Annotated in this window: 19 protein-coding genes; 5 read left to right on the top strand and 14 right to left on the bottom strand. The window is 68.6% G+C overall.

Translation table 11 applies throughout. The features are described from left to right. Positions 1–5: 5 nt before the first annotated feature. Genes hutI through ACWPV3_RS09660 form a run of 3 tightly spaced genes read right to left on the bottom strand, consistent with a single transcriptional unit; the run spans position 6 to position 3,306 of the window. The gene (gene hutI, locus ACWPV3_RS09670) at positions 6–1,217 is read right to left on the bottom strand and encodes an imidazolonepropionase (protein WP_453977744.1); all 1,212 of its coding nucleotides are present in this window, start codon (positions 1,215–1,217) and stop codon (positions 6–8) included. Then, positions 1,214–1,933 carry a histidine utilization repressor gene (gene hutC, locus ACWPV3_RS09665; RefSeq protein WP_453977743.1) on the bottom strand — a complete coding sequence of 240 codons (720 nt, stop codon included), beginning with the start codon at positions 1,931–1,933 and terminating at the stop codon, positions 1,214–1,216. The genes hutI and hutC overlap by 4 nt, the downstream gene beginning before the upstream one ends. After that, on the bottom strand, positions 1,930–3,306 hold the full coding sequence (locus ACWPV3_RS09660) for a formimidoylglutamate deiminase (protein ID WP_453977742.1): 1,377 nt from the start codon (positions 3,304–3,306) through the stop codon (positions 1,930–1,932). Before ACWPV3_RS09660 ends, hutC begins: the two co-directional genes overlap by 4 nt. A gap of 74 nt (positions 3,307–3,380) precedes the next feature. Here ACWPV3_RS09660 and hutG point away from each other — a divergent pair, with 74 nt between their 5' ends. From hutG to hutH, 3 genes are read left to right on the top strand one after another with little or no spacing between them, the layout of a single operon-like run. After that, positions 3,381–4,202, top strand: coding sequence for an N-formylglutamate deformylase (gene hutG / locus ACWPV3_RS09655; RefSeq protein ID WP_453977741.1), 822 nt, complete (start codon positions 3,381–3,383; stop codon positions 4,200–4,202). Further along, positions 4,199–5,863 carry a urocanate hydratase gene (gene hutU / locus ACWPV3_RS09650; protein ID WP_453977740.1) on the top strand — a complete coding sequence of 555 codons (1,665 nt, stop codon included), beginning with the start codon at positions 4,199–4,201 and terminating at the stop codon, positions 5,861–5,863. The genes hutG and hutU overlap by 4 nt, the downstream gene beginning before the upstream one ends. A 3-nt stretch (positions 5,864–5,866) precedes the next feature. Then, positions 5,867–7,396 (top strand): histidine ammonia-lyase, encoded by a 1,530-nt coding sequence (hutH, locus tag ACWPV3_RS09645; protein ID WP_453977739.1) that lies wholly within the window; start codon positions 5,867–5,869, stop codon positions 7,394–7,396. A 6-nt stretch (positions 7,397–7,402) separates the two neighbouring features. On the opposite strand, the gene ACWPV3_RS09640 is transcribed toward hutH, so the two are convergent. The 9 genes from ACWPV3_RS09640 to ACWPV3_RS09600 form a co-directional block, all read right to left on the bottom strand. Then, positions 7,403–8,083, bottom strand: coding sequence for a sugar phosphate nucleotidyltransferase (locus ACWPV3_RS09640; RefSeq protein WP_453977738.1), 681 nt, complete (start codon positions 8,081–8,083; stop codon positions 7,403–7,405). After that, positions 8,080–9,141 carry a GHMP family kinase ATP-binding protein gene (locus tag ACWPV3_RS09635; protein WP_453977737.1) on the bottom strand — a complete coding sequence of 354 codons (1,062 nt, stop codon included), beginning with the start codon at positions 9,139–9,141 and terminating at the stop codon, positions 8,080–8,082. The genes ACWPV3_RS09640 and ACWPV3_RS09635 overlap by 4 nt, the downstream gene beginning before the upstream one ends. Then, entirely contained in the window at positions 9,138–10,145 is a 1,008-nt protein-coding gene (locus ACWPV3_RS09630) for a GHMP family kinase ATP-binding protein (RefSeq protein ID WP_453977736.1), read from the bottom strand. The genes ACWPV3_RS09635 and ACWPV3_RS09630 overlap by 4 nt, the downstream gene beginning before the upstream one ends. Positions 10,146–10,155: 10 nt before the next feature. Then, a complete protein-coding gene (locus ACWPV3_RS09625) occupies positions 10,156–10,770 on the bottom strand; it encodes an SIS domain-containing protein (protein WP_292085902.1) in 615 nt (204 codons plus the stop codon). Positions 10,771–10,776: 6 nt separating this feature from the next. Further along, the gene (locus ACWPV3_RS09620) at positions 10,777–11,334 is read right to left on the bottom strand and encodes a D-glycero-alpha-D-manno-heptose-1,7-bisphosphate 7-phosphatase (protein ID WP_453977735.1); all 558 of its coding nucleotides are present in this window, start codon (positions 11,332–11,334) and stop codon (positions 10,777–10,779) included. A 2-nt stretch (positions 11,335–11,336) separates the two neighbouring features. Then, a complete protein-coding gene (locus ACWPV3_RS09615; RefSeq protein ID WP_453977734.1) occupies positions 11,337–12,092 on the bottom strand; it encodes a transaldolase in 756 nt (251 codons plus the stop codon). Between the two features lie 100 nt (positions 12,093–12,192). Further along, entirely contained in the window at positions 12,193–13,161 is a 969-nt protein-coding gene (locus ACWPV3_RS09610; protein ID WP_453977733.1) for a glycosyltransferase family 2 protein, read from the bottom strand. After that, positions 13,158–14,108 (bottom strand): glycosyltransferase family A protein, encoded by a 951-nt coding sequence (locus ACWPV3_RS09605; RefSeq protein ID WP_453977732.1) that lies wholly within the window; start codon positions 14,106–14,108, stop codon positions 13,158–13,160. The genes ACWPV3_RS09610 and ACWPV3_RS09605 overlap by 4 nt, the downstream gene beginning before the upstream one ends. After that, positions 14,105–14,779, bottom strand: coding sequence for a sugar transferase (locus tag ACWPV3_RS09600; RefSeq protein WP_453977731.1), 675 nt, complete (start codon positions 14,777–14,779; stop codon positions 14,105–14,107). The genes ACWPV3_RS09605 and ACWPV3_RS09600 overlap by 4 nt, the downstream gene beginning before the upstream one ends. A gap of 115 nt (positions 14,780–14,894) precedes the next feature. Between ACWPV3_RS09600 and ACWPV3_RS09595 the strand changes: the two genes are divergently transcribed. Then, the gene (locus ACWPV3_RS09595) at positions 14,895–15,692 is read left to right on the top strand and encodes a WecB/TagA/CpsF family glycosyltransferase (RefSeq protein ID WP_312734419.1); all 798 of its coding nucleotides are present in this window, start codon (positions 14,895–14,897) and stop codon (positions 15,690–15,692) included. After that, positions 15,685–17,031 (top strand): O-antigen ligase family protein, encoded by a 1,347-nt coding sequence (locus ACWPV3_RS09590; RefSeq protein WP_453977730.1) that lies wholly within the window; start codon positions 15,685–15,687, stop codon positions 17,029–17,031. The genes ACWPV3_RS09595 and ACWPV3_RS09590 overlap by 8 nt, the downstream gene beginning before the upstream one ends. Here the strand turns inward: ACWPV3_RS09590 and ACWPV3_RS09585 are convergent. Both ACWPV3_RS09585 and ACWPV3_RS09580 read right to left on the bottom strand, forming a co-directional pair. Continuing rightward, a complete protein-coding gene (locus ACWPV3_RS09585) occupies positions 17,018–18,286 on the bottom strand; it encodes a hypothetical protein (protein WP_453977729.1) in 1,269 nt (422 codons plus the stop codon). The two genes, ACWPV3_RS09590 and ACWPV3_RS09585, sit on opposite strands and share 14 nt — an antisense overlap. Further along, positions 18,283–18,984, bottom strand: coding sequence for a polysaccharide biosynthesis/export family protein (locus ACWPV3_RS09580; RefSeq protein ID WP_453977728.1), 702 nt, complete (start codon positions 18,982–18,984; stop codon positions 18,283–18,285). The genes ACWPV3_RS09585 and ACWPV3_RS09580 overlap by 4 nt, the downstream gene beginning before the upstream one ends. Between the last annotated feature and the right edge of the window lie 112 nt (positions 18,985–19,096).

Here is a 19,096-nt window from a genome sequence, read left to right as displayed (position 1 = left end):
GCAACCTATAAGAGCGACCCCTCAAGATATCGGCCTTCGCATTGCGGCTTGCCCAGCCAATAGGCCAGTTCGGCCGGGCGAGTGATGGCCCAGATCGCCAGGTCGGCGACCTTGCCGACTTCCAGCGTGCCGATCCGATCCGACAGGCCCAGCGCGCGCGCCGCCTCGCGCGTCGCGCCGGCCAGGGCCTCCTCCGGCGTCAGACGGAACTGGACGCAGGCCAGGTTCAGCGCCGCCGTCATGGAGGCGACGGGCGAGGTGCCGGGATTGCAGTCGGTAGCGACCGCCATCCTGACGCCATGGCGGCGCAGCAGGTCGATGGGCGGCGTCTTGGTCTCACGCAGCATCAGATAGGCGCCGGGCAACAACACCGCCGTCACGCCCGCAGCGGCCATGGCGGCGACGCCCGCTTCGGTCGAATGCTCGATATGATCCGCCGACAGGGCCCGATAGCGCGCCGCCAGCGCCGCGCCGCCGCCGTCCGACAGCTGGTCGGCGTGCAGCTTGACCGGCAGGCCCAAGGTTCGCGCCTGGTCGAACAGCCGCGACACCTCCTCGGTCGAAAAGGCGATGGGTTCGCAATAGGCGTCCACGGCGTCGACCAGTCCCTCGGCGCAGGCGGCCGGCAGGATTTCGTCCACAGCCTTGTCCAAATAGGCGGCGCGGTCATCGCGATATTCGGGCGGCACGGCGTGAAGGCCAAGGTAGCTGGTGCAGACACGGACCCCGCCCTCGCGCCCGATCCGGCGGGCGACACGCAGCATCTTCAGCTCGCTGTCCCAGTCCAGCCCATAGCCGGACTTGATCTCGACCGTGGTGACGCCGGTGGCCTTCAACCCCTCCAGCCGGCTCATGGCAGAGGTGAACAATTCGTCCTCCGAGGCGGCGCGCGTGGCCCTGACCGAGGAGACGATGCCGCCGCCCGCACGCGCGATCTCCTCATAGGTCGCGCCCTCAAGCCTCTGTTCGAACTCGCCCGACCGGTCGCCGCCGAAGACCAGATGGGTATGGCAGTCGATCAGGCCCGGCGTGATCCAGCGGCCGTCCAGCCGCTCGGTCTCCGCCGCGTCGATGTCCGGCATCGCCGCGCGCGAGCCGACCCAGGCGATCCGCCCGTCCGCGACGGCCACAGCCGCGTCCTCAATGGCGCCATAGGGGACGCCGCCCTGGGTCATGGTCGCGACGTGACAGTCGATCAGCAGGCGGTCGGCCTTCATCGGCTTTGATCCTTGGCGTGGGCGGACGAGAAGCGGGCGACCAGATCGTAGCGGTCGCCGGGGAAGGTCTGCCAGACCCGCGTCACCCCCTGCCCGTCCCGCCACGTTCGACGTTCGACGCAAAGGCAGGCGGCGCCGGGCCGAAGCTGCAGCAGGCGCGCCGTTGCGGCGTCGGCCTCGACAGCCGAGATGCGGTTTTCCGCCTCGGTCCAAGGCGCCGAGTCCAGAAGCCAGCTTCCGGGCGGAACCGTCTGAAAATCCACATCGACGGCCTGGGGCGCCGCGCCCAGGGCGATCAGCCGTCGCTCCAGCGCCAGCGGCGCGCCGTCCGCCCGGTGCAGGCAGATCAGGTCCAACAGCCGCCCCCCCGAGGCCAGTTCGACCTCATCGGCATCGGACGGCCCACGCTCGATCCGCTCCAGCAGGGCGTAGTCATAGGTCTGGCCCCGCTCCCGAACCTCGGCCCGCAGGTCCGGGATGGCCAGCACGGCGGCATGGGCCTTGGGCTGGGCGACGAAGGTGCCTGCGCGTCGCCGACGCGTGACCAGCCCCCGACCCGCCAGTTCCGAAATCGCCTTGGACACCGTCATCCGCGAACAGCCGTAACGCGCCGTCAATTCGTGCTCGAACGGAATACGGTCTCCAGGCGCCAGTTCGCCGGACAGGATACGGCCTTCCAATTCGGCGTAGATGCGCCGGTGCAGCGGCGCGCTCATCCCAGAACCGTCGCCAGGGCGCGACGATAACGGGCCTGGATCGCCGCGCGCGCGACATGCCGCCCGTCCTTGACCATCTCGCGGCCCGCGCGCCAGACCGAGCCGATCGACCCGCTCGGCGCGCCGAATATCCAGCTGTCCAGCACCGCATCGCCCGACCGCCCGGCGAAGGCGATCCCGCGCGTATCCAGCGACACCACATCGGCCGCTGCGCCGACGACCAGGCCCGACGCGGCGCCGGTCGCCTGCGCGCCCCCCGCGACGGCTCGCTCAAAAAGGGCGCGTCCGGTGGAACGGTCGGGGTCGGCTGTCACCGCGCGTCCGCGCCGCGCCAGACGCTGGCTATATTCCAGCATCCGCAACTCCTCGGCGACGCCGATCTGGACGTTGGAATCGGTTCCTACGCCGAACCGCCCGCCTGCGTTCAGATAATCAACGGCCGGAAACACCCCGTCGCCCAGATTGGCCTCGGTGATCGGACAAAGACCGACAACGGCGCCGCGTTCGACCACGCCGCGCCATTCGGCCTCGGTCACATGGGTCGAGTGGATCAGGCACCAGCGCGGATCGACCGGGGCGTTGGCCAACAACCACTCGACCGGCCGCGCGCCGGACCAGGCCACGCAGTCCTCGACCTCCCGGGTCTGTTCCGCAACGTGGATGTGGATCGGCCCGTCGCCGGCCAGAGCGGGCAGGACGGCCAGTTCCTCAGGACTGACGGCGCGCAGGCTGTGTGGCGCGACGCCCACGACCGCGTCGTCTATTTCGGCGGTCAGGGCCCGGCAGCGAGCAACTAGGTCTGCGAACCCGTCCAGATCGTTGATGAACCGCCGTTGACCATGCGACGGCGGTTGTCCGCCGAACCCTGGATGGGCGTAAAACACCGGCAGCAGCGTCAGGGCGATCCCCGTCGCCTCAGCCGCCGCCACGATCCGCGCGGCCAGTTCGTCCCGGCCGGCATAGGCGGCTCCGGCCGGATCGTTGTGCAGATAGTGGAACTCGGCGACGCGGGTAAATCCGCCCTCCAGCATCTCCATGAAGGCCAGGGCGGTGATGGCCTCGATCTCCTCCGGCCCGCCCCGGTCCAGGAAGCGATACATCAGCTCGCGCCACGTCCAGAAGTCGTCTTCGGACGGTCCGCGCGCCTCGGTCAGGCCCGCCATGGCGCGCTGAAAGGCGTGGCTGTGAACGTTGGCGACACCTGGCAGAGCCACGCCCCCGCCCTCGTCGCCCGCGCCCCGCGCCGCGCCCGTTTCCAGCCCTGCGATCCGTCCGCCCGCGATGGTCAGGCGCACGTCGCGCGCCCAGCCGTCCGGTGTCAGGGCAGCCTCGAACCAGAGGGTGCGATCCACAGGCTGCGGCTGAAGGGTCACTGGACAGGTCCGTCTCGTTGCGATCAATATGTCTAGACATACCACGACGGAATGATTTGGCGAGGGAGGCTGACATGACGCGCGACTGGCTGACCGTGCACGAGGGTTCGGCGCCGCTGGTCATCGGCCTGCCCCACACCGGGACCGACATTCCGGCCGCCACCGAGGCGCGGATGACATCGCCCTGGCTGGCGCGCAAGGACGCCGACTGGTGGGTGGACCGGCTTTACGATTTCGCGACGGAGATCGGCGCGACGACGGTGCGCACGGGCGTTTCGCGCAGCGTGATCGATGTGAACCGCGATCCGTCCGGCGCCTCGCTCTATCCCGGCATGACAACCACGGGCCTGTGCCCGACCGAAACCTTCGACGGCGAGCCGCTGTATCGCGACGGCCAGGAGCCGGATGCGGACGAGATCGCCGAACGGCGCGAAACCTGGTTCGTCCCCTATCATGCCGCGCTCCAGGCCCAGATCGACCGACTAAGGGCCAAGGGTCCGGTCGTTCTCTACGACGCCCATTCGATCCGTTCGGTCGTTCCGCGCCTGTTCGAGGGGGAACTGCCGCAGTTCAACATCGGCGACAACGACGGGACGACCTGCGCGCCCGAGCTGACCCGCGCCGTCGAGAGCGCCTGCGCCGTCAGCGGCGACAGCCTGGTCGTCAACGGCCGCTTCAAGGGCGGTTGGACCACGCGTCATTACGGCCGTCCCGAGATGGGCGTCCACGCCATCCAGATGGAGTTGGCGGATCGTGGCTACATCCTCGACCCCACGGAACCGGTCACGCCCGACAACTGGCCCAGCCCCTACGAGCCGGACCGCGCCGCGCCGATGCGCGACCATCTGCACCGGGTCCTGACCGCCTGCATCGCCTTCGCCGAGAGCCACAGATGAACACGCCCAACAACCGCATCATCCGCAGCCCGCGCGGCCCGGAGAAGACCGCCAAGACCTGGGCCGCCGAGGCGGCCCTGCGCATGCTGATGAACAATCTGGACCCGGACGTCGCCGAACGGCCCCAGGACCTGGTCGTCTATGGCGGCATCGGCAAGGCGGCGCGCGACTGGGCGGCCTTCGACCGCATCGTCGAGACGCTTCGGGCGCTGGAGGCGGACGAGACCCTGCTGGTCCAGTCGGGCAAGCCGGTCGGCGTCTTCCGCACCCATGCGGACGCGCCGCGCGTTCTGATCGCCAACTCCAACCTGGTCCCGAAATGGGCGACCTGGGAGCATTTCAACGAACTGGATCGCAAGGGCCTGGCCATGTACGGCCAGATGACCGCCGGATCGTGGATCTACATCGGCACCCAGGGCATCGTTCAGGGCACCTACGAGACCTTCATGGAGGCGGGCCGCCAGCATCACGGCGGAGACTGGTTGGGCAGGTGGATCCTGACGGCGGGCCTGGGCGGCATGGGCGGCGCTCAACCCCTGGCGGCGACGATGGCCGGCGCCTCGTGCATCGCCGTGGAATGTCAGCGCAGCCGCATCGAGTTCCGCATCCGAACCCGCTATCTCGACGTCATGGCCGAGACGGTGGACGAGGCCCTGGCTCTTCTGAACCGTTCTCTGGAAGAGAAAAAGCCGATCTCTATCGGCCTGTTGGGCAATGCAGCGGAGGTTCTGCCTGAACTGGTCCAACGCGGCGTCCGCCCCGATCTGGTGACGGACCAGACCAGCGCCCACGATCCCGTCAACGGCTATCTACCCGCCGGATGGACCGTCGCCGAGTGGGAGGACAGGCGCGTATCCGATCCCGCCACCGTTGAGGCCGCCGCCCGCGCCTCAATGGCCGTCCATGTCCAGGCCATGCTGGACTTCCACGCCCAGGGCGTGCCGACCACCGACTATGGAAACAACATCCGCCAGGTCGCCTTCGATCAGGGCGTCGAAAACGCGTTCGACTTCCCCGGCTTCGTGCCCGCCTATATCCGCCCGCTGTTCTGCCGCGGGATCGGCCCCTTCCGATGGGCCGCCCTGACCGGCGATCCGGAAGACATACGCAAGACCGACGCGGCGATGAAGCGTCTGTTTCCCGACAACGCGGGCCTGCACCGCTGGCTGGACATGGCGGGCGACCGCATTGCGTTCCAGGGGCTTCCGGCCCGCATCTGCTGGATCGGCCTGGGCGACCGGCACCGCGCGGGGTTGATGTTCAACGAGATGGTGGCGTCCGGCGAACTGTCCGGCCCCATCGTCATCGGCCGCGACCATCTGGACTCAGGCTCCGTCGCCAGTCCGAACCGCGAGACCGAGGCCATGATGGACGGCTCCGACGCCGTCAGCGACTGGCCGCTGCTGAACGTCCTGTTGAACACCGCGTCGGGCGCCAGCTGGGTGTCGCTGCACCACGGCGGCGGGGTCGGCATGGGCTATTCCCAGCATTCGGGCGTCGTCGTCGTCGCCGACGGCACGCCCGAGGCGGCGCGGCGGCTGGAACGCGTCCTGTGGAACGACCCGGCCACCGGCGTCATGCGTCATGCCGACGCCGGCTACGACATCGCCCGCGCCGCCGCGCGCGAACACGACCTGAACCTTCCAAGCCTCAAGGCCTGAGCCATGACCACCCTGACCCTCGGCCGCGTGCCCCTGACCCTGAACCAGTTGCGCGCCGTCCTGGACGGGCCGGCGACGGTGGCCCTTGATCCCGCCGCCTGGGCCGATGTCGAAAAGGGCGCGGCGACCGTCGCCGCCATCGTCGCCGAGGGTCGCACCGTCTATGGGGTCAACACCGGCTTCGGCCTGCTGGCCAACACCAGCATCGCGCCGGAAGACCTTGAAACCCTGCAGAAGAACCTGGTGCTCAGCCACGCCTGTGGCGTCGGCGAGCTGTTGCCGGACGCGGTGACGCGCCTGCTGATGGTCTTGAAGATCGCCAGCCTGTCCAAGGGCGCCTCGGGCGTCCGGCGCGAAACGCTGGAGGCCCTGATCGCCCTGGTCAACGCCGACGTCCTGCCCTGCATTCCGTCCAAGGGATCTGTCGGCGCCTCGGGCGACCTGGCGCCGCTGGCCCATATGTCCTGCGTCCTGATCGGCGTGGGCGAGGCGCGTCGCAACGGCCGGACGCTGAACGCCGAGGCGGCCCTGGCCCAGGCCGGGCTGACGCCGCTGACCCTGGGGCCCAAGGAGGGCCTGGCGCTGCTGAACGGCACCCAGTGTTCGACCGCCCTGGCCCTGGCCGGCCTGTTCGCGGCCGAGGCCGTTTTCGCCGCCGGGATCGCCGCCGGCGCCCTGTCGGTCGATGCGCTGAAGGGGTCCGACGCCCCGTTCGACGCCCGCATCCACGCCCTGCGCGGCCAGCCGGGCCAGATCGCGGTCGCCGCCCGCCTGCGCGACCTGATCGGCGGTTCGGCCATCCGCGACAGCCACCGCGACGACTGCGCCAAGGTTCAGGACCCCTACTCCCTGCGCTGCCAGCCCCAGGTCATGGGCGCGGTCCTCGACGTCTTGAAGACCGCCGCCGCGACGCTGGAGCGCGAGGCCAACGCCGTGACCGACAATCCGCTGGTCTTCATCGAAGACGGCGACGTCATCTCCGGCGGCAACTTCCACGCCGAACCCGTTGCTTTCGCGGCCGATCAGATCGCCATGGCCCTGTGCGAGATCGGCAATATCTCCGAGCGCCGCACCTCGATCCTGGTCGATCCGAAGATGAGCGAACTGCCCGCCTTCCTGGTCAAGGAAAGCGGCTTGAACTCCGGCTTCATGATCGCCCAGGTGACGGCCGCGGCCCTGATCGCTGAAAACCGCATGGTCGCCCATCCGTGCAGCGTGGACACCGTCCCCACCAGCGCCAATCAGGAAGATCACGTCAGCATGGCCACTCATGGCGCGAGACGCCTGCTGGACATGGCCGAGAACACCGCGACGGTCGTGGGCATCGAGCTTCTGGCCGCCGCTCAAGGCATCGAGTTCCATCGCCCCCTGACCACGTCGCCCGCGCTGGAGCAGGTCTTCGCCATCGTCCGCGAGGCCGCCGCCCCCTATGCGTCCGATCACTATTTCGCCCCGGACATCGCCCGCGCCACCGACGGCGTTCGCGCGGGCCGCTATCGGTCTTTCGCCGGGGCCCTGCTGCCCTCGGCCTGACGGGCCTCACACTGCCTGGCGCAGCAGGTCGCCCGCCTGCGCCAGGCTGGCGGGCACGCCGATGTCGATGAAGGCGCCGTCCATCACGGCCGCGCCCAGCCGCCCGTCGGCGCACAGCCGGGGAAAGACGTCCCGTTCCAGCGATCGGCGTCCGGCGTCCCCCTCGAACACCGCGCGGCGCAGGCGATAGACCCCGCCGTTGATCAGCCCTTCGTCCAGGTCGGCGCGCGGGCGGATGGCGCGCACGCGGCCCTCCGCGATCTCCAGCGTCTCGTAGCGGTCGGCGTGCGCGACCCTTCGCGCCGCGATCTGACCGTCGATCCCGTCGGCCAGCGTCAGGCCGGACCAGTCGAAATCGAACCAGGTGTCGCCGTTCACCACCAGGAACTGGTCGTCCAGCAGGTCCCGCGCATGGGCCACCGCCCCCGCAGTATCCAGCGGCTCGGGCTCCACCGAGACGCGCAGGCGGGCGCCCCGCCATTGGCCGGCATAGGCTTCGACGGCTTCGTGGCGATAGCCGGCCAGCAGGACCAGGTCGTCGAACCCTTCGCTCACGGCCTTGTCCAGCAGATGCTCGACGAACGGCCGCCCCGCCACCCGCAGCAGCGGCTTGGGCGTCCGCGCCGTCAGGTCGCCCAGGCGCGAGCCCAGTCCGCCGACCAGGAACAGCGCCTGTCCCCCGCTCATCGCGGCACGCTCCAGGCCTCGGCGCCGTCCAGCGTGAACTTGACCGCGCTGGCCGCCCCGCCCGCTTCGTTCAAGGCGGCGGTCAGCCGATAACGGTTTTCGGGATCGGTGCAGAACATCAGGAAGCCGCCGCCGCCCGCCCCCGACACCTTGCCGCCCCAGGCGCCCTCGCGCATCGCCAGATTGAACAACTGGTCCACCAGAGGCGTGGCGATGCCTGAGGCGGTCATCTTCTTGGCCTCCCACGAGCGCATCAGAACACGGGCGATGCGGCGCATGTCGCCCTCCAGCACGGCATCCTTCATCGCCGTCGCGTCCTGCTTCAAGCGGTGCATGCCATCAAGGACGGAAGGGTCCAGATCGGTCAGCCCCCTCACCTGCTCGTTGATGATGGTCTCGGACTGCCGCGACTGGCCGGTAAAGCAGATGACCAGCGAGGATTCCAACTCGGCCAGATAGGCCCGGCGCACGCGCAACGGATTCACCACCACGCGGTCGTCGGCCAGAAACTCGATATAGTTCACCCCGCCGAAAGCCGCCGCATACTGGTCCTGACGTCCGCCGGACAGGCCCAACTCCACCCGTTCGATCTGATAGGCCAGCCGCGCCACATCATAAGGGCCAAGCGGCAGGTCCAGCGCGACCCGGAACGCCTCGACCAGGGCGACGACGATTGCCGAGGACGAGCCAAGCCCCGACCCCGCCGGCGCATCCGATGTGGTCGAGACGGTCAGGGCCGGCGTCTCGCCGCCCAGCCAGGTCTGGACCACATGACGATAGACGGCCCGGTGCAGCGCCAGGTCGCCATGATCCGGCGCAGGCAAGCCGGGGGCCATCACCTCCTCCACGCCGATGTCGCGGGCGCGGAAGGCCAGGCGTCCTTCGGGATTGAGGTCGATATGGGCGAAGGCGAAACGGTCGATGGTGGCGTTCAGAACCGCGCCGCCGAATTGATCGCAATAGGGCGACAGGTCCGTGCCGCCGCCCGCCAGACCGAGCCGCAGCGGCGCCCGTGCGCGCACGCCCCAGTTCGGCGTCTGGCCCGCCCGCGTCATCATCGCGGCGTTTCCATCATCTGACAGGAACCGGTCCGGTCGATGCCATACCGCAGGCGCGGCATGTTCTGGGCGGCCATATAGGCCTCAAGCTCGGCGCCGTCGCCGGGCTGGAACAGCATCAGGAAGCCCCCGCCCCCGGCCCCGATCACCTTGCCGCCGGTCACGCCCATGTCGCGCTTCACATGGTCATAGAGGTCGTCGACGGCGGACCAGCTGATCTTGCCCGACAGCCTCTTCTTCTGGGTCCAATGCTCGTCCAGCATCCGGCCCCAGCCGTCCAGATCACCCGCCGTCCAGGCGTCGCGGATGCGGTAGCCCAGGTCCTTGATGAAGCCCAGGCTGTCGCTGACCGTCTCGCGGCGCGGGGCGGTCTCGGACAGCATGGCCGTATGCTGGTCGGCCAGAACCACGGCGGCGTCGCGACGCAGGCCGGTGTAATAGATGTGGGTGTGCGCGATGAAGGCCGCCTCGACCTCGGCGTCCAGATCGACGCGCTTGACCTTCACCTGCCCGTTCGGCGCGATGTCCAACGTGGTCAGGCCGCCATAGGCCGCCATATACTGATCCTGCTTGCCGATGCCCTTGTTCAGGACGCGGATCTCCAGGTCGCAGGCCTCTTCGGCCAGGGCCTGGGGCGACGGCGTGTTTCCCTTCAGGCCATGCAGGGCGTTCAGGAATCCGACCATGAAGCTGGACGACGAGCCCAGCCCCGTCCCGCCCGCGATGTCGGCGAGCGAGGCCGTCTCCACCCGGTCGTCAAAACCGTGGGCCATCAGGGCAGCGCGCACCAGTTCGTGCTGAACCTCGGTGGCGCGCGAGGACACCTCGGGCTGGGGGCCATAGACCACCACGCGGTCGTCGAAGGCCGGACGGTGGGCGACGACGCGGATGTATTTGTCCAGCGCCATGGCGAAGATGAAGCCGCCGTCGTGCCGGTAATAGCTTTCCAGGTCCGTGCCGCCGCCGCCCAGGGTGACGCGCAGCGGCGTGCGTGTGGTGATCATGATGCAGGCCTCAGACGGCCGGCGCGGCGACGGGGGCGATCTGCTCCCAGTGGCCCTTGTGCAGGGCCAGGGCCGGGTGAGACACCAGCAGATGCCAGACCACGGCGGCCAGCCCCTCGACCAGCGGCGTGATCAGTTGCGGATCGACCGTCGGCACGATGACGCAGGCGTCCGCCGCCTCGGCCGTATAGCCGCCGTTGCGGCCGACGATGCCGGTCACGGTCGCGCCGCGCGACTTGGCCAGTTGGATGGCGCGCACGATGTTGGCGCTGACCGGCGGTTCGACGCTGCCGCCGCCGACCGAGAAGATCAGCAGGCCGTCTTCGGCCTTCAGGCGGCTGGTCTCCAGCCAGGTCGACAGGGTGCCTTCCCAGCCCTCGTCATTGATGCGCGCCGTCAGCTCGGACACGTTGTCGGTCGGGCAATAGGCCTCGAAGCCGCAGATCTTGCGGAAGTCGTTGGTGGCGTGGCTGGCGTGACCCGCACTGCCGCCGACGCCGATCAGGAACAGGCGGCCGCCGCGCTCGCGCACCTCGGCCAGACGCTGCGCCATGGCCTCGACAGCGTTGCGGTCGATGGCGGCCATCGCCTTTTCGGCGGCGGCGAAGAAATGGTCGGCGAACATTCTAGGTCAGTCCTGAAGCGCCGGCGCGCGCGACGCCGACTGGGTTTCGAGTATCCAGGCCGCGGCCTGAGCCAGATCAGGCAGGACCACGTCCGCCCCGGCGCCGCTGTTGTAGGGGCGATCCAGCAGCACGGTCCCCACGCCCGCCGACCGGCCGCATTCCACGTCGCGATCCATGTCGCCGATCATCCAGCTGGCGCCGAGGTCGATGTTCCAGCGCGCCGAAAGGTCCAGCAGCATTCCGGCCCGGGGCTTGCGGCAGGCGCAGCCGTCGGCGGTGTCGTGCAGACAGGCCCGCACCTCGTCGACGGGAACCTGGGCGACCAAGGCAGCGTGAATGGCGTCCAGGGCCTCGGCCGTCATCTTGCCGCGCCGCACGTCGGGTTGGTTGGTGACGACGAAGGTCAGATAGCCCGCCGCCCGGAACGCCGCGACCGCAGCGGCGGCCCCGTCGGCGACGACGAGTTCCTCGGGCGTTCGCGGCGAAGCCGGCTTGCGGTCGCGCCAGACAACGTCGTTCAGCACACCGTCGCGATCCAGGAAAATGGCCGGTCGTTTCGCCACGATCAGAGACTGAAACCGGCCGCCACGGCGTCGGCGCGGAACATGGCGACGGTGTCCAGCGACAGGGCCTCCAGATCGCGTCCCTCCATGTCCAGCTTCTTCAGGATGTCGGGCGTGGCGGTGATGATGTGGCAGCCGCACTCGGCCGCCTGAAAGACGTTCAGCACCTCGCGGGTCGAGGCCCACAGCACCTCGGCCAGCGGCTTGCGCGCCGCCATGGCGACCGCCGCGCGCATGACCGGCACGGGATCGACGCCGGTGTCGGCGATGCGGCCGGCGAAGACCGAAAGGATGGCGGGGACGTCGTCCGCCAGCACCTCGATCGCCCCGGCGACCTGTTCCAGCGTCAGCATGGCGGTAATGTTCAACTTCACCCCGTCTGCGGCCAGGGTCTTGATCATCGGCAGGCTGGACTGGCCCCGCGTGTTGGTGATCGGGATTTTCACATAGACGTTGTCGCCCCAGCCCGCGATCAGCCGCGCCTGGCGCTCCATCTCGTCGAAGTCGTCGGAAAAAACCTCGAACGACAGAGGCATGTCGGGGATCAGGGTGATCAGCTGTCGCGCGAAATCGGCGTAGTCGGTGATCCCCGCCTTGAACATCAGGGTCGGATTGGTGGTGAAGCCGGTCACGCGACCCTGATCGTACAGACGCGAGAAGTCCGCCAGGCTGGCGCCGTCGCCGAACACCTTCAGCCCGCCAAGCGACGAAGCGCCGGCTGTCTTGATGGGAGCGGATGGATCGACCTGGGTAAGCATGACGTGTCCTCGGTATCAGCGTGCGGCGTCATAAGTCCAAGATGCATGCCATGCGAGCGCCCATTCGCGCTTTTCCTGCATCAGGGTTAATTCGACCGGCTCAGACCAGCGTCGGAGTTTCGTCGATATAGCCGACAGGACGCCGCCAGCTCAGCTTGCCAAGTCCATGTTCCAAAAGAAGCCTCCAGCGCAGGCGGGTGGCCGAACGCCCCTCCAGGGTGACGAAGGCCAGCACGCCGCCGACCGCCGCCTGTATTAACCCTTTCAGAAAAAGTTCCGCGCGCGCCAGTCGCGGGCAGCGGGCGCCGTCGACGTAGATCGAGACATAGTGTTGCGTTTCGCGACGGGTGCGGATCAGGCGATACGGGATTTCCGTCCTGTTCCGAGACACGGTTTCCGTCACCTTCGCCCGGGCCGCCCAGACGATGCGGCGCCCTTGACGGTGCAGACGCACGAACAGTTCGGCGTCCTCGCCGCCCGCGTCGCCGAACGCCTCGCGCATCGCCCCTTGGCCTTCGGGAAAGCATCGCTCCATGTCGAAAATGGAGTTGCCGGTGCCGAGGCCGTAGCGCGGTCGTCCCGACGCCGTCGTCAGTTCGATCTCGGCTAGGTCGGGCAGGTTCAGGTCGCGCACGAACTGGCGGCCCTCGGGGTCGTAGGGCGGCGGCGCGCCCGCTTCGAACAGGGCGAAACGCGGCCCCACGGCGATGTCGGCGCCGGTCGCCTGCAAGGCGCCGGCCAGGGCGTCGGTCCAGTCGTCCGCCGCCGTCTCGTCGTCGTCGATGACCGCCAGCCAGCGCCCCCTCGCCTCCGAAAAGCCCCGGTTGCGCAGCGTCGCCATGTTGCGCGTCAAGTCCTGGACGTAGCGGATCGGCCAGGCCGAGCCCACCGCCATAGCCTCGACCACCGGCCGTCCGCTCCCGCTGGGATGGTTGTCCACCACCACGATCTCGATGCTCAGCCCCAGCCGGTTCCGCTGCTCCAGGCACGACCGCAGCGTCGCCGCCAGCCCCTCAGGCCGGTCGTAGGTCAGTATCGCCAGCGTCAGGTCGGGCGACGCCCCGCTCACGCCGCCTTCTCCTCGATGAAGCCGATGGGCGCCGTCCAGGTCAGCTTGCCCAGCCCCTTGGCCATGCCGATGCGGTGGTCATAGCGATGCCGGCGATCCAGACACTCGCCGCTGACCACATAGAGACCGGCGTGAACCGCCATCTGCGCCAGTCCGAGCAAGGCCACCTTGGCCGTGGTCAGGGGCTTGTTGCGACTGGTGTCGATCCGGCAGACGGCATAGTGCTGCGACCCGCGCTTCATCCGCGTGACCATATAGTCGGGCCGCGCCCGGCTGCGTTCGATGAACTCATGCACCACCGCGCCGGGGCACCAGACGAACCGCCTCCCCGCCATCGCCAGCCGGAACAACAGTTGGGTGTCCTCGCCGTTGGCGTTTCCGAAGGCGACGCTGAACGGCTCCGGTCCTGACAAACAGGTGGCGACGCGGAAGGCCGCATTGCCGCTGCCCAGCCCCTTGCCGCGTTTGCGCAGACGGCCGAACATATGGATCTCCTCGTCCGCCGGCATCTGGAAATCCAGGGTGTAGCGCCACCCCTGCGGGTCCCAGTCGGGCGCGCGGCCGCCCTCGAACTCGGGCAGTTTGGGGCCGAACGCCGCGTCGGCGCCGGTGCGGTCCAGACAGGCGGTCAGTTCGGCCAGCCAGTTCGGCTGCGGTTCCTCGTCATCGTCGATGAAGGCGACGTAACGCCCCGACGCGGCGGCGATCCCCTTGTTGCGGACGATGGAGATGTTGCGGCGCGGATCGGCCAGATAGGTCATGGCCACGCCCATCTCGGCCGCCAGCCCCTCGACCAGCGGCCGCGCCAGTTCGTCGGGATGGTTGTCCACGACGATGATCTCGAACCGGCCCCAGTCGCCGCCCTGACGCGCGCAGCCTCGCAGGGTCCGTTCCAGCAGGTGAACCCGGTCGTAGCTCAGAATGACGACGCTGATGTCCACGCTCATACGCCCGTCCCCCGCAGCACCACGCCCGCCGTGCGGACCAGGATCTTCACGTCCAGCCACAGCGACCAGGTTTCGATATAGCGCACGTCCAGCCGCACCCAGTCGTCGAAGTCGCTGATCCGATGGCGGCCCTCGACCTGCCACAGGCAGGTGATGCCCGGCTTCACCGCCATCTTGCCCATCTGGAACGGGGTGAAGCGCGCATATTCGTGGGCGCGTGGCGGGCGCGGGCCGACCAGGCTGAGGTCGCCCTTCAGCACACTCCACAACTGCGGCAGTTCATCCAGGCTGTAGCGCCGCAGGAACCGGCCCAGCGGCGTGATGCGCGGATCGTTCTCCATCTTGAAGGCGGGGCCGTTCATCTCGTTCTGCGCCTGCAAGGCCGCCTCCTGACGGTCGGCGTCCACGACCATGGTGCGGAACTTGTAGCCCCTGAACCGCCGCCCGCCCTGCCCGACCCAGTCCAGTCCGTACAGCGCCGGTCCCTGCGACGTCGCCTTCACCGCCAGCGCCACGGCCGCGAGCAGCGGAGACAGGACGACCAGCATCACGGCGGAAATGACGACATCCATCGCCCGCTTGACCGCCAACCCGGCGCGCACGTCGCGGCCTCCCGCCAGTCGCGGGCCGGCCACGTTTCGTTTCGGCAAGGGAAGAGCGGCGTCGATCATGGCCTCTCTCTATCAAGAACCGCGCCATGACGCGCGGGCTGTCACGCCGGATCGGCGGTCATTTCCGGCAAGCGAATTGCATTCACCGGGCGCGTAGAGCACAGCGATCAGGTTCATGAACAGTCTCGCGCCCCGTCACAGCTTCGAACCTCAGGCGGAAATCCGCTTCGCCGGTCTGCGTTTTCACGCCCTGACCCTGGACGCCGCCGTCTCCGCCGTCGCCGCACGTCCAGCGGACCTGCCGTTCGATCTTCTGATCACGCCCAACGCCGAACACGCCTGGCTGCGTCGTCAGGACCGCGAGTTCGACCGGGTCAGCGCGAACGCCTGGCTCAGCACCAACGACAGCCGCGTCCTGCGTCAGGCCGCCAGGCTCGGCGGTGTCGAACTGGGATTCGCCCCCGGCGCCCATATCGTCGATATCCTGTTTCAGCGCATCATCGCACCCGACGAGGCCGTCACCATCATCGGCGGAGAGGATGCGGTTATCGCAGCCCTCGCCGCCCAATTCGGCCTGACCAACATCGCCCATCACAATCCGCCGATGGGTTTCATACACGATCCGGACGCCGTCGCGGCGGCCGTGGACTTCGTCGTCGCCCATCCCGCGCGCTTCGTCTTCGTCGCCATGGGGCCGCCCCAGTCGGAGAAGTTCTGCCAGCGTCTGATCGACGACGGGCGGGCGACGGGCCTGGGCCTGTGCATCGGCAGTTCGATCAACATGATCACCGGCCGCCTGCCCCGCGCGCCGCAGTGGATGGAGGATCGAGGCCTGGTCTGGCTGTACCGCTTGACGCGTGAACCGGGGCGGCTGTGGAAACGCTATCTGGTGCGTGGATTCTATGGATTGGGTCTGGGGCTGCGAGACGCCGTTCGTTTTCGCTTGCGGCTAAAGACGCCGGGACATGGCTGACGCTTCAGCAACAGAAGCCTGGCGCGATCGCCTGGATGCGGATCGACGCGCGCGAGATCGCCAGTCAGACCGTATCCTGTCGTTGTGGGCCGGGGCCGTCCTGGTTCTGATGCTGTTGTACATCTGTATCGGCCCCAATCCCTACCAGCACGAAATCACTCTGGACCCCTTGACCGGCGGCGCCGAGACTTCGCCGGTCAATCGCCTGGTATGGCTGGGATTGCTGGGATTGGCGGCGCCGATCCTGTGGTTTCGACGCGCCGATATCCCGGCGATGGGCCTGCGCCTGGCGCCGCTGCTCGCGCTGTTCGTCTGGTTCGCTCTGACGACGCGCTGGGCGCTGGACCCGGCCGTTTCGACGCGACGGCTGATCCTCTATGTCGTCAATCTGGTGATATGCGTCGCCATCGTCCTGGGGCTGAAGGACAGTCGTCGCCTGCACCTGGGCCTGGCCGTCGGCTGCGCGATCCTGGTGGCGATCGACCTGGGGTCCTGGGCGGTCGCGCCGGGCGTATCGATGACGCCGCTGGGCCTGGCCGCCATCCATTCTCACAAGAACACCCTGGGCGCCGTCATGCTGCTGTCGGCCTTCGTGTGCGGAACCTGCGCCTGGTCGCGCGAGACCTGGCGCGAACAGCTCTTCTGGTGGATCGTCACCGCGCTTTCGGTCGTCCTGCTGATCGCCAGCCTGTCCAAGACCAGCCTGGCGCTGTTCGCCGCCCTGGCCTGTGCGACGCCCCTCATTGTCTTGATCGTAGCCCAGCGCCGCCTGGTCCGGGCGGGCCTGCTGACCGTCGCCGGCCTGGTCCTCGCCTGCGCCCTCTTCGGCTGGCTGGCGTTCAACGCCGTGAACGGGACCGACCCCTGGGCGCCGTTCGCGGGCGTCACCTTCACCCAGCGCACCGACGTCTGGGCCTTCGTCTGGGACGAGTTCCTGAAGCGGCCTTTGCGCGGCTGGGGCTTCGGATCCTTCTGGGACATCGATCCGGCGGTCCAGCCCAGCCTCCAGACCGACGCCTGGTTCGCCCGCCCCGACGCCTTCACCAACGAGGCGCACAATGGTTTCCTAGATTTGGCCGTAACCACCGGTCTGGTCGGCCTGGTCGGCGCGATCGTCATCTTTCTGCGCTGGATCGGCGGCGGCCTGTCGCTGATCCGCGCCTCTTTGGGCGAAGGTCATCGCCGATCGTTGGGCGCCGCCCTGGTGTTGGGCGTCTTTCCCCTGATGGTGTTCGGGCACAACTTCATGGAGAGCAGCTATTTCACCGCCAACTCCATCTTCGGCACGGTGCTGCTGCTGTTGGGGATAGAGATCGAGCGGCGTCTTATCCGCGCCTGAACCGCCGCAGCAGGACGATCAGGACCGCCAGCATGGCCGCCGCCTCCAGGGCCTGTCCGGCCGCCGTCCCCAGGATGGCGCCGCCCGGCCCCATGCGTCCCATACCCCACAGCACCCCCAGAGCCGCCACAGCCGAAGCGGTCGCGTTCGACAGGGCCAGGGCCTTGAACGCCTTCAGAATCTGCAACCCGGTCGAGACGACCACCTGCACGAATCCGAATGCGGCGCTCAGCCCCCACAGCGGCAGCATCCACCGCGCCTCGGCGTATTTCCCGGCGAACAAGGTCCCGGTGATCGTCGGCCACGCCGCCCAGACCACGCCCGCCCACAGGACGGCGAAGACCACGCCCGCCGCCGCCGACACGGCCAGCAGCCCGACATAGCCGCGCCAGTCGCCCGCGTCGCGTCGCGCAGCCAGATCGTTGCGGGCCGCCATGCTCCACGAAGAGGCCAGCAGCGGCGCGGGCCGTAGGAAGGTCTGGCTGAACGACAAGGCGGCCAACACCCCCGGCCCATAGGCGGCCCCAACCGCAAACACATAGAAGCGCGCCAGAATCTCGGTGCTCGACACGCCCAGGAACAGCCATCCCGAAGACCGCGCATAGGCCATATAGCCCGACAGCGCGCTCGACAGGCCGTGCCTAAGCCCATCGCTGGCGCGCCACAGGCCCGCCATGCCTACAAGCGCGTACGCCGTTCCCATCAGACCCAGCACATGCTCGGCCGTCAGGGGGCGAAGGACCGCCGCGCCGACGGCCAGCAGCCCGACGGCAACCAGCAGAACCGCCCCGGTCTGGAGCGCCGCCGCCCCGCCCTCGCCCCGGCTGAAACAGGCCAGACGCACATATTGCTGCAGCAGATAGGCCGGGACGAACAGCACCGCCGTCCAGACCCCGAACGCCCCGGCCCGCCCCAGAATCCCCGCCGCCAGGGCCGTCCCGACCGCCGTCAGCAACAGGAAGACGCCGGTCGCGGCCAACATGACCCGCTCGGTCTCCAACCGCGCCGGATCATGCCCCCGCGCGGCCGGCAGCACCTGCAGGTGCGCCACGCTGACCGCGTTCTGCACGCTGGCCAGGACATAGGCGACCGAGAACCACAGCACGCAGGCGCCGAACTGCTCGGGCGACATCAGACGTCCCAGGGCCAGGACCACGCCCAGGTTCAGCAGCGAGAACAGCCCCTGCTCGACCACCGCCGTCAGATAGCGCGAGGCGCCGCCCAACCGGGTGCCCAGCCGGACCGGGGCCCTCATCTGAAGCGGTTCAGGTCGTAGCTGAAGCCGAAGTTGAACGGCAGGACGCCGTTCAGATACTGGCGCACGAACAGATTGACCTCCGCGATCCGGCTGCGCGGCACGAAGATCAGGTCGCCGGGATGCAGCAGGAAGTCCTGCCGCTGATCCGCGTTGATCAGAGCGCGTGCATCCACCGTCTTGGCGGCTAGGCGTCCGTCGACGGCCCGGCGCAGGACGATCACCTTGCCGGTGCCCGCCGTCTCCGCCAACCCGCCCGCCGCCAGTATGGCCTGGGCGGTGTTCATCTCGCCCCGGATCTGCACCACGCCGGGCGTCTTGACCTCGCCCCCGACATAGATCTGCGAGGCGCCATAGGTGGTGACGGTGATCTGGACCTGCGGATTGCGCAGCACCCGTGCATAGGCCTCGGTCAGGCGCTGGCTGGCGTCACGCACCGTCAGGCCGCCGACCGGAACCGGGCCGATAGTGGGAAAGGCGCCCTGACCGTCAGGGCCCAGGACCACGTCCGCGTCCAGGTCCGTCTCGACCACGAAGCCCAGCCGCAATGCGTCGCCTGCGCTCAGCCGGTATTGATAGTCGTCCTGGCCCCAGGGCGCGAAATCATAGGGTTGCGCAGGCTGGACCGGCCCACCGCCCGAGGCGCAGGCGGCGGTCAGCAGGACCAGGGCGATCAAGCATCGGCGCCAGGCGGACATCGGCTCTCCAAGTCGCGCGCCGACTCGGTTCGGCCGCATGCCGCATCTTTCTGACTTTCCGGCGCAAAGCCAAGGGCGGACTGGCGTTTCGGACGCGACTCAGGGCTTTATG

The sequence above is a fragment of the Brevundimonas sp. Marseille-Q4549 genome (assembly GCF_976940555.1).
Note: the sequence above shows the minus strand (reverse complement) of the source record. Positions and strands in the feature narration are given on the sequence as shown.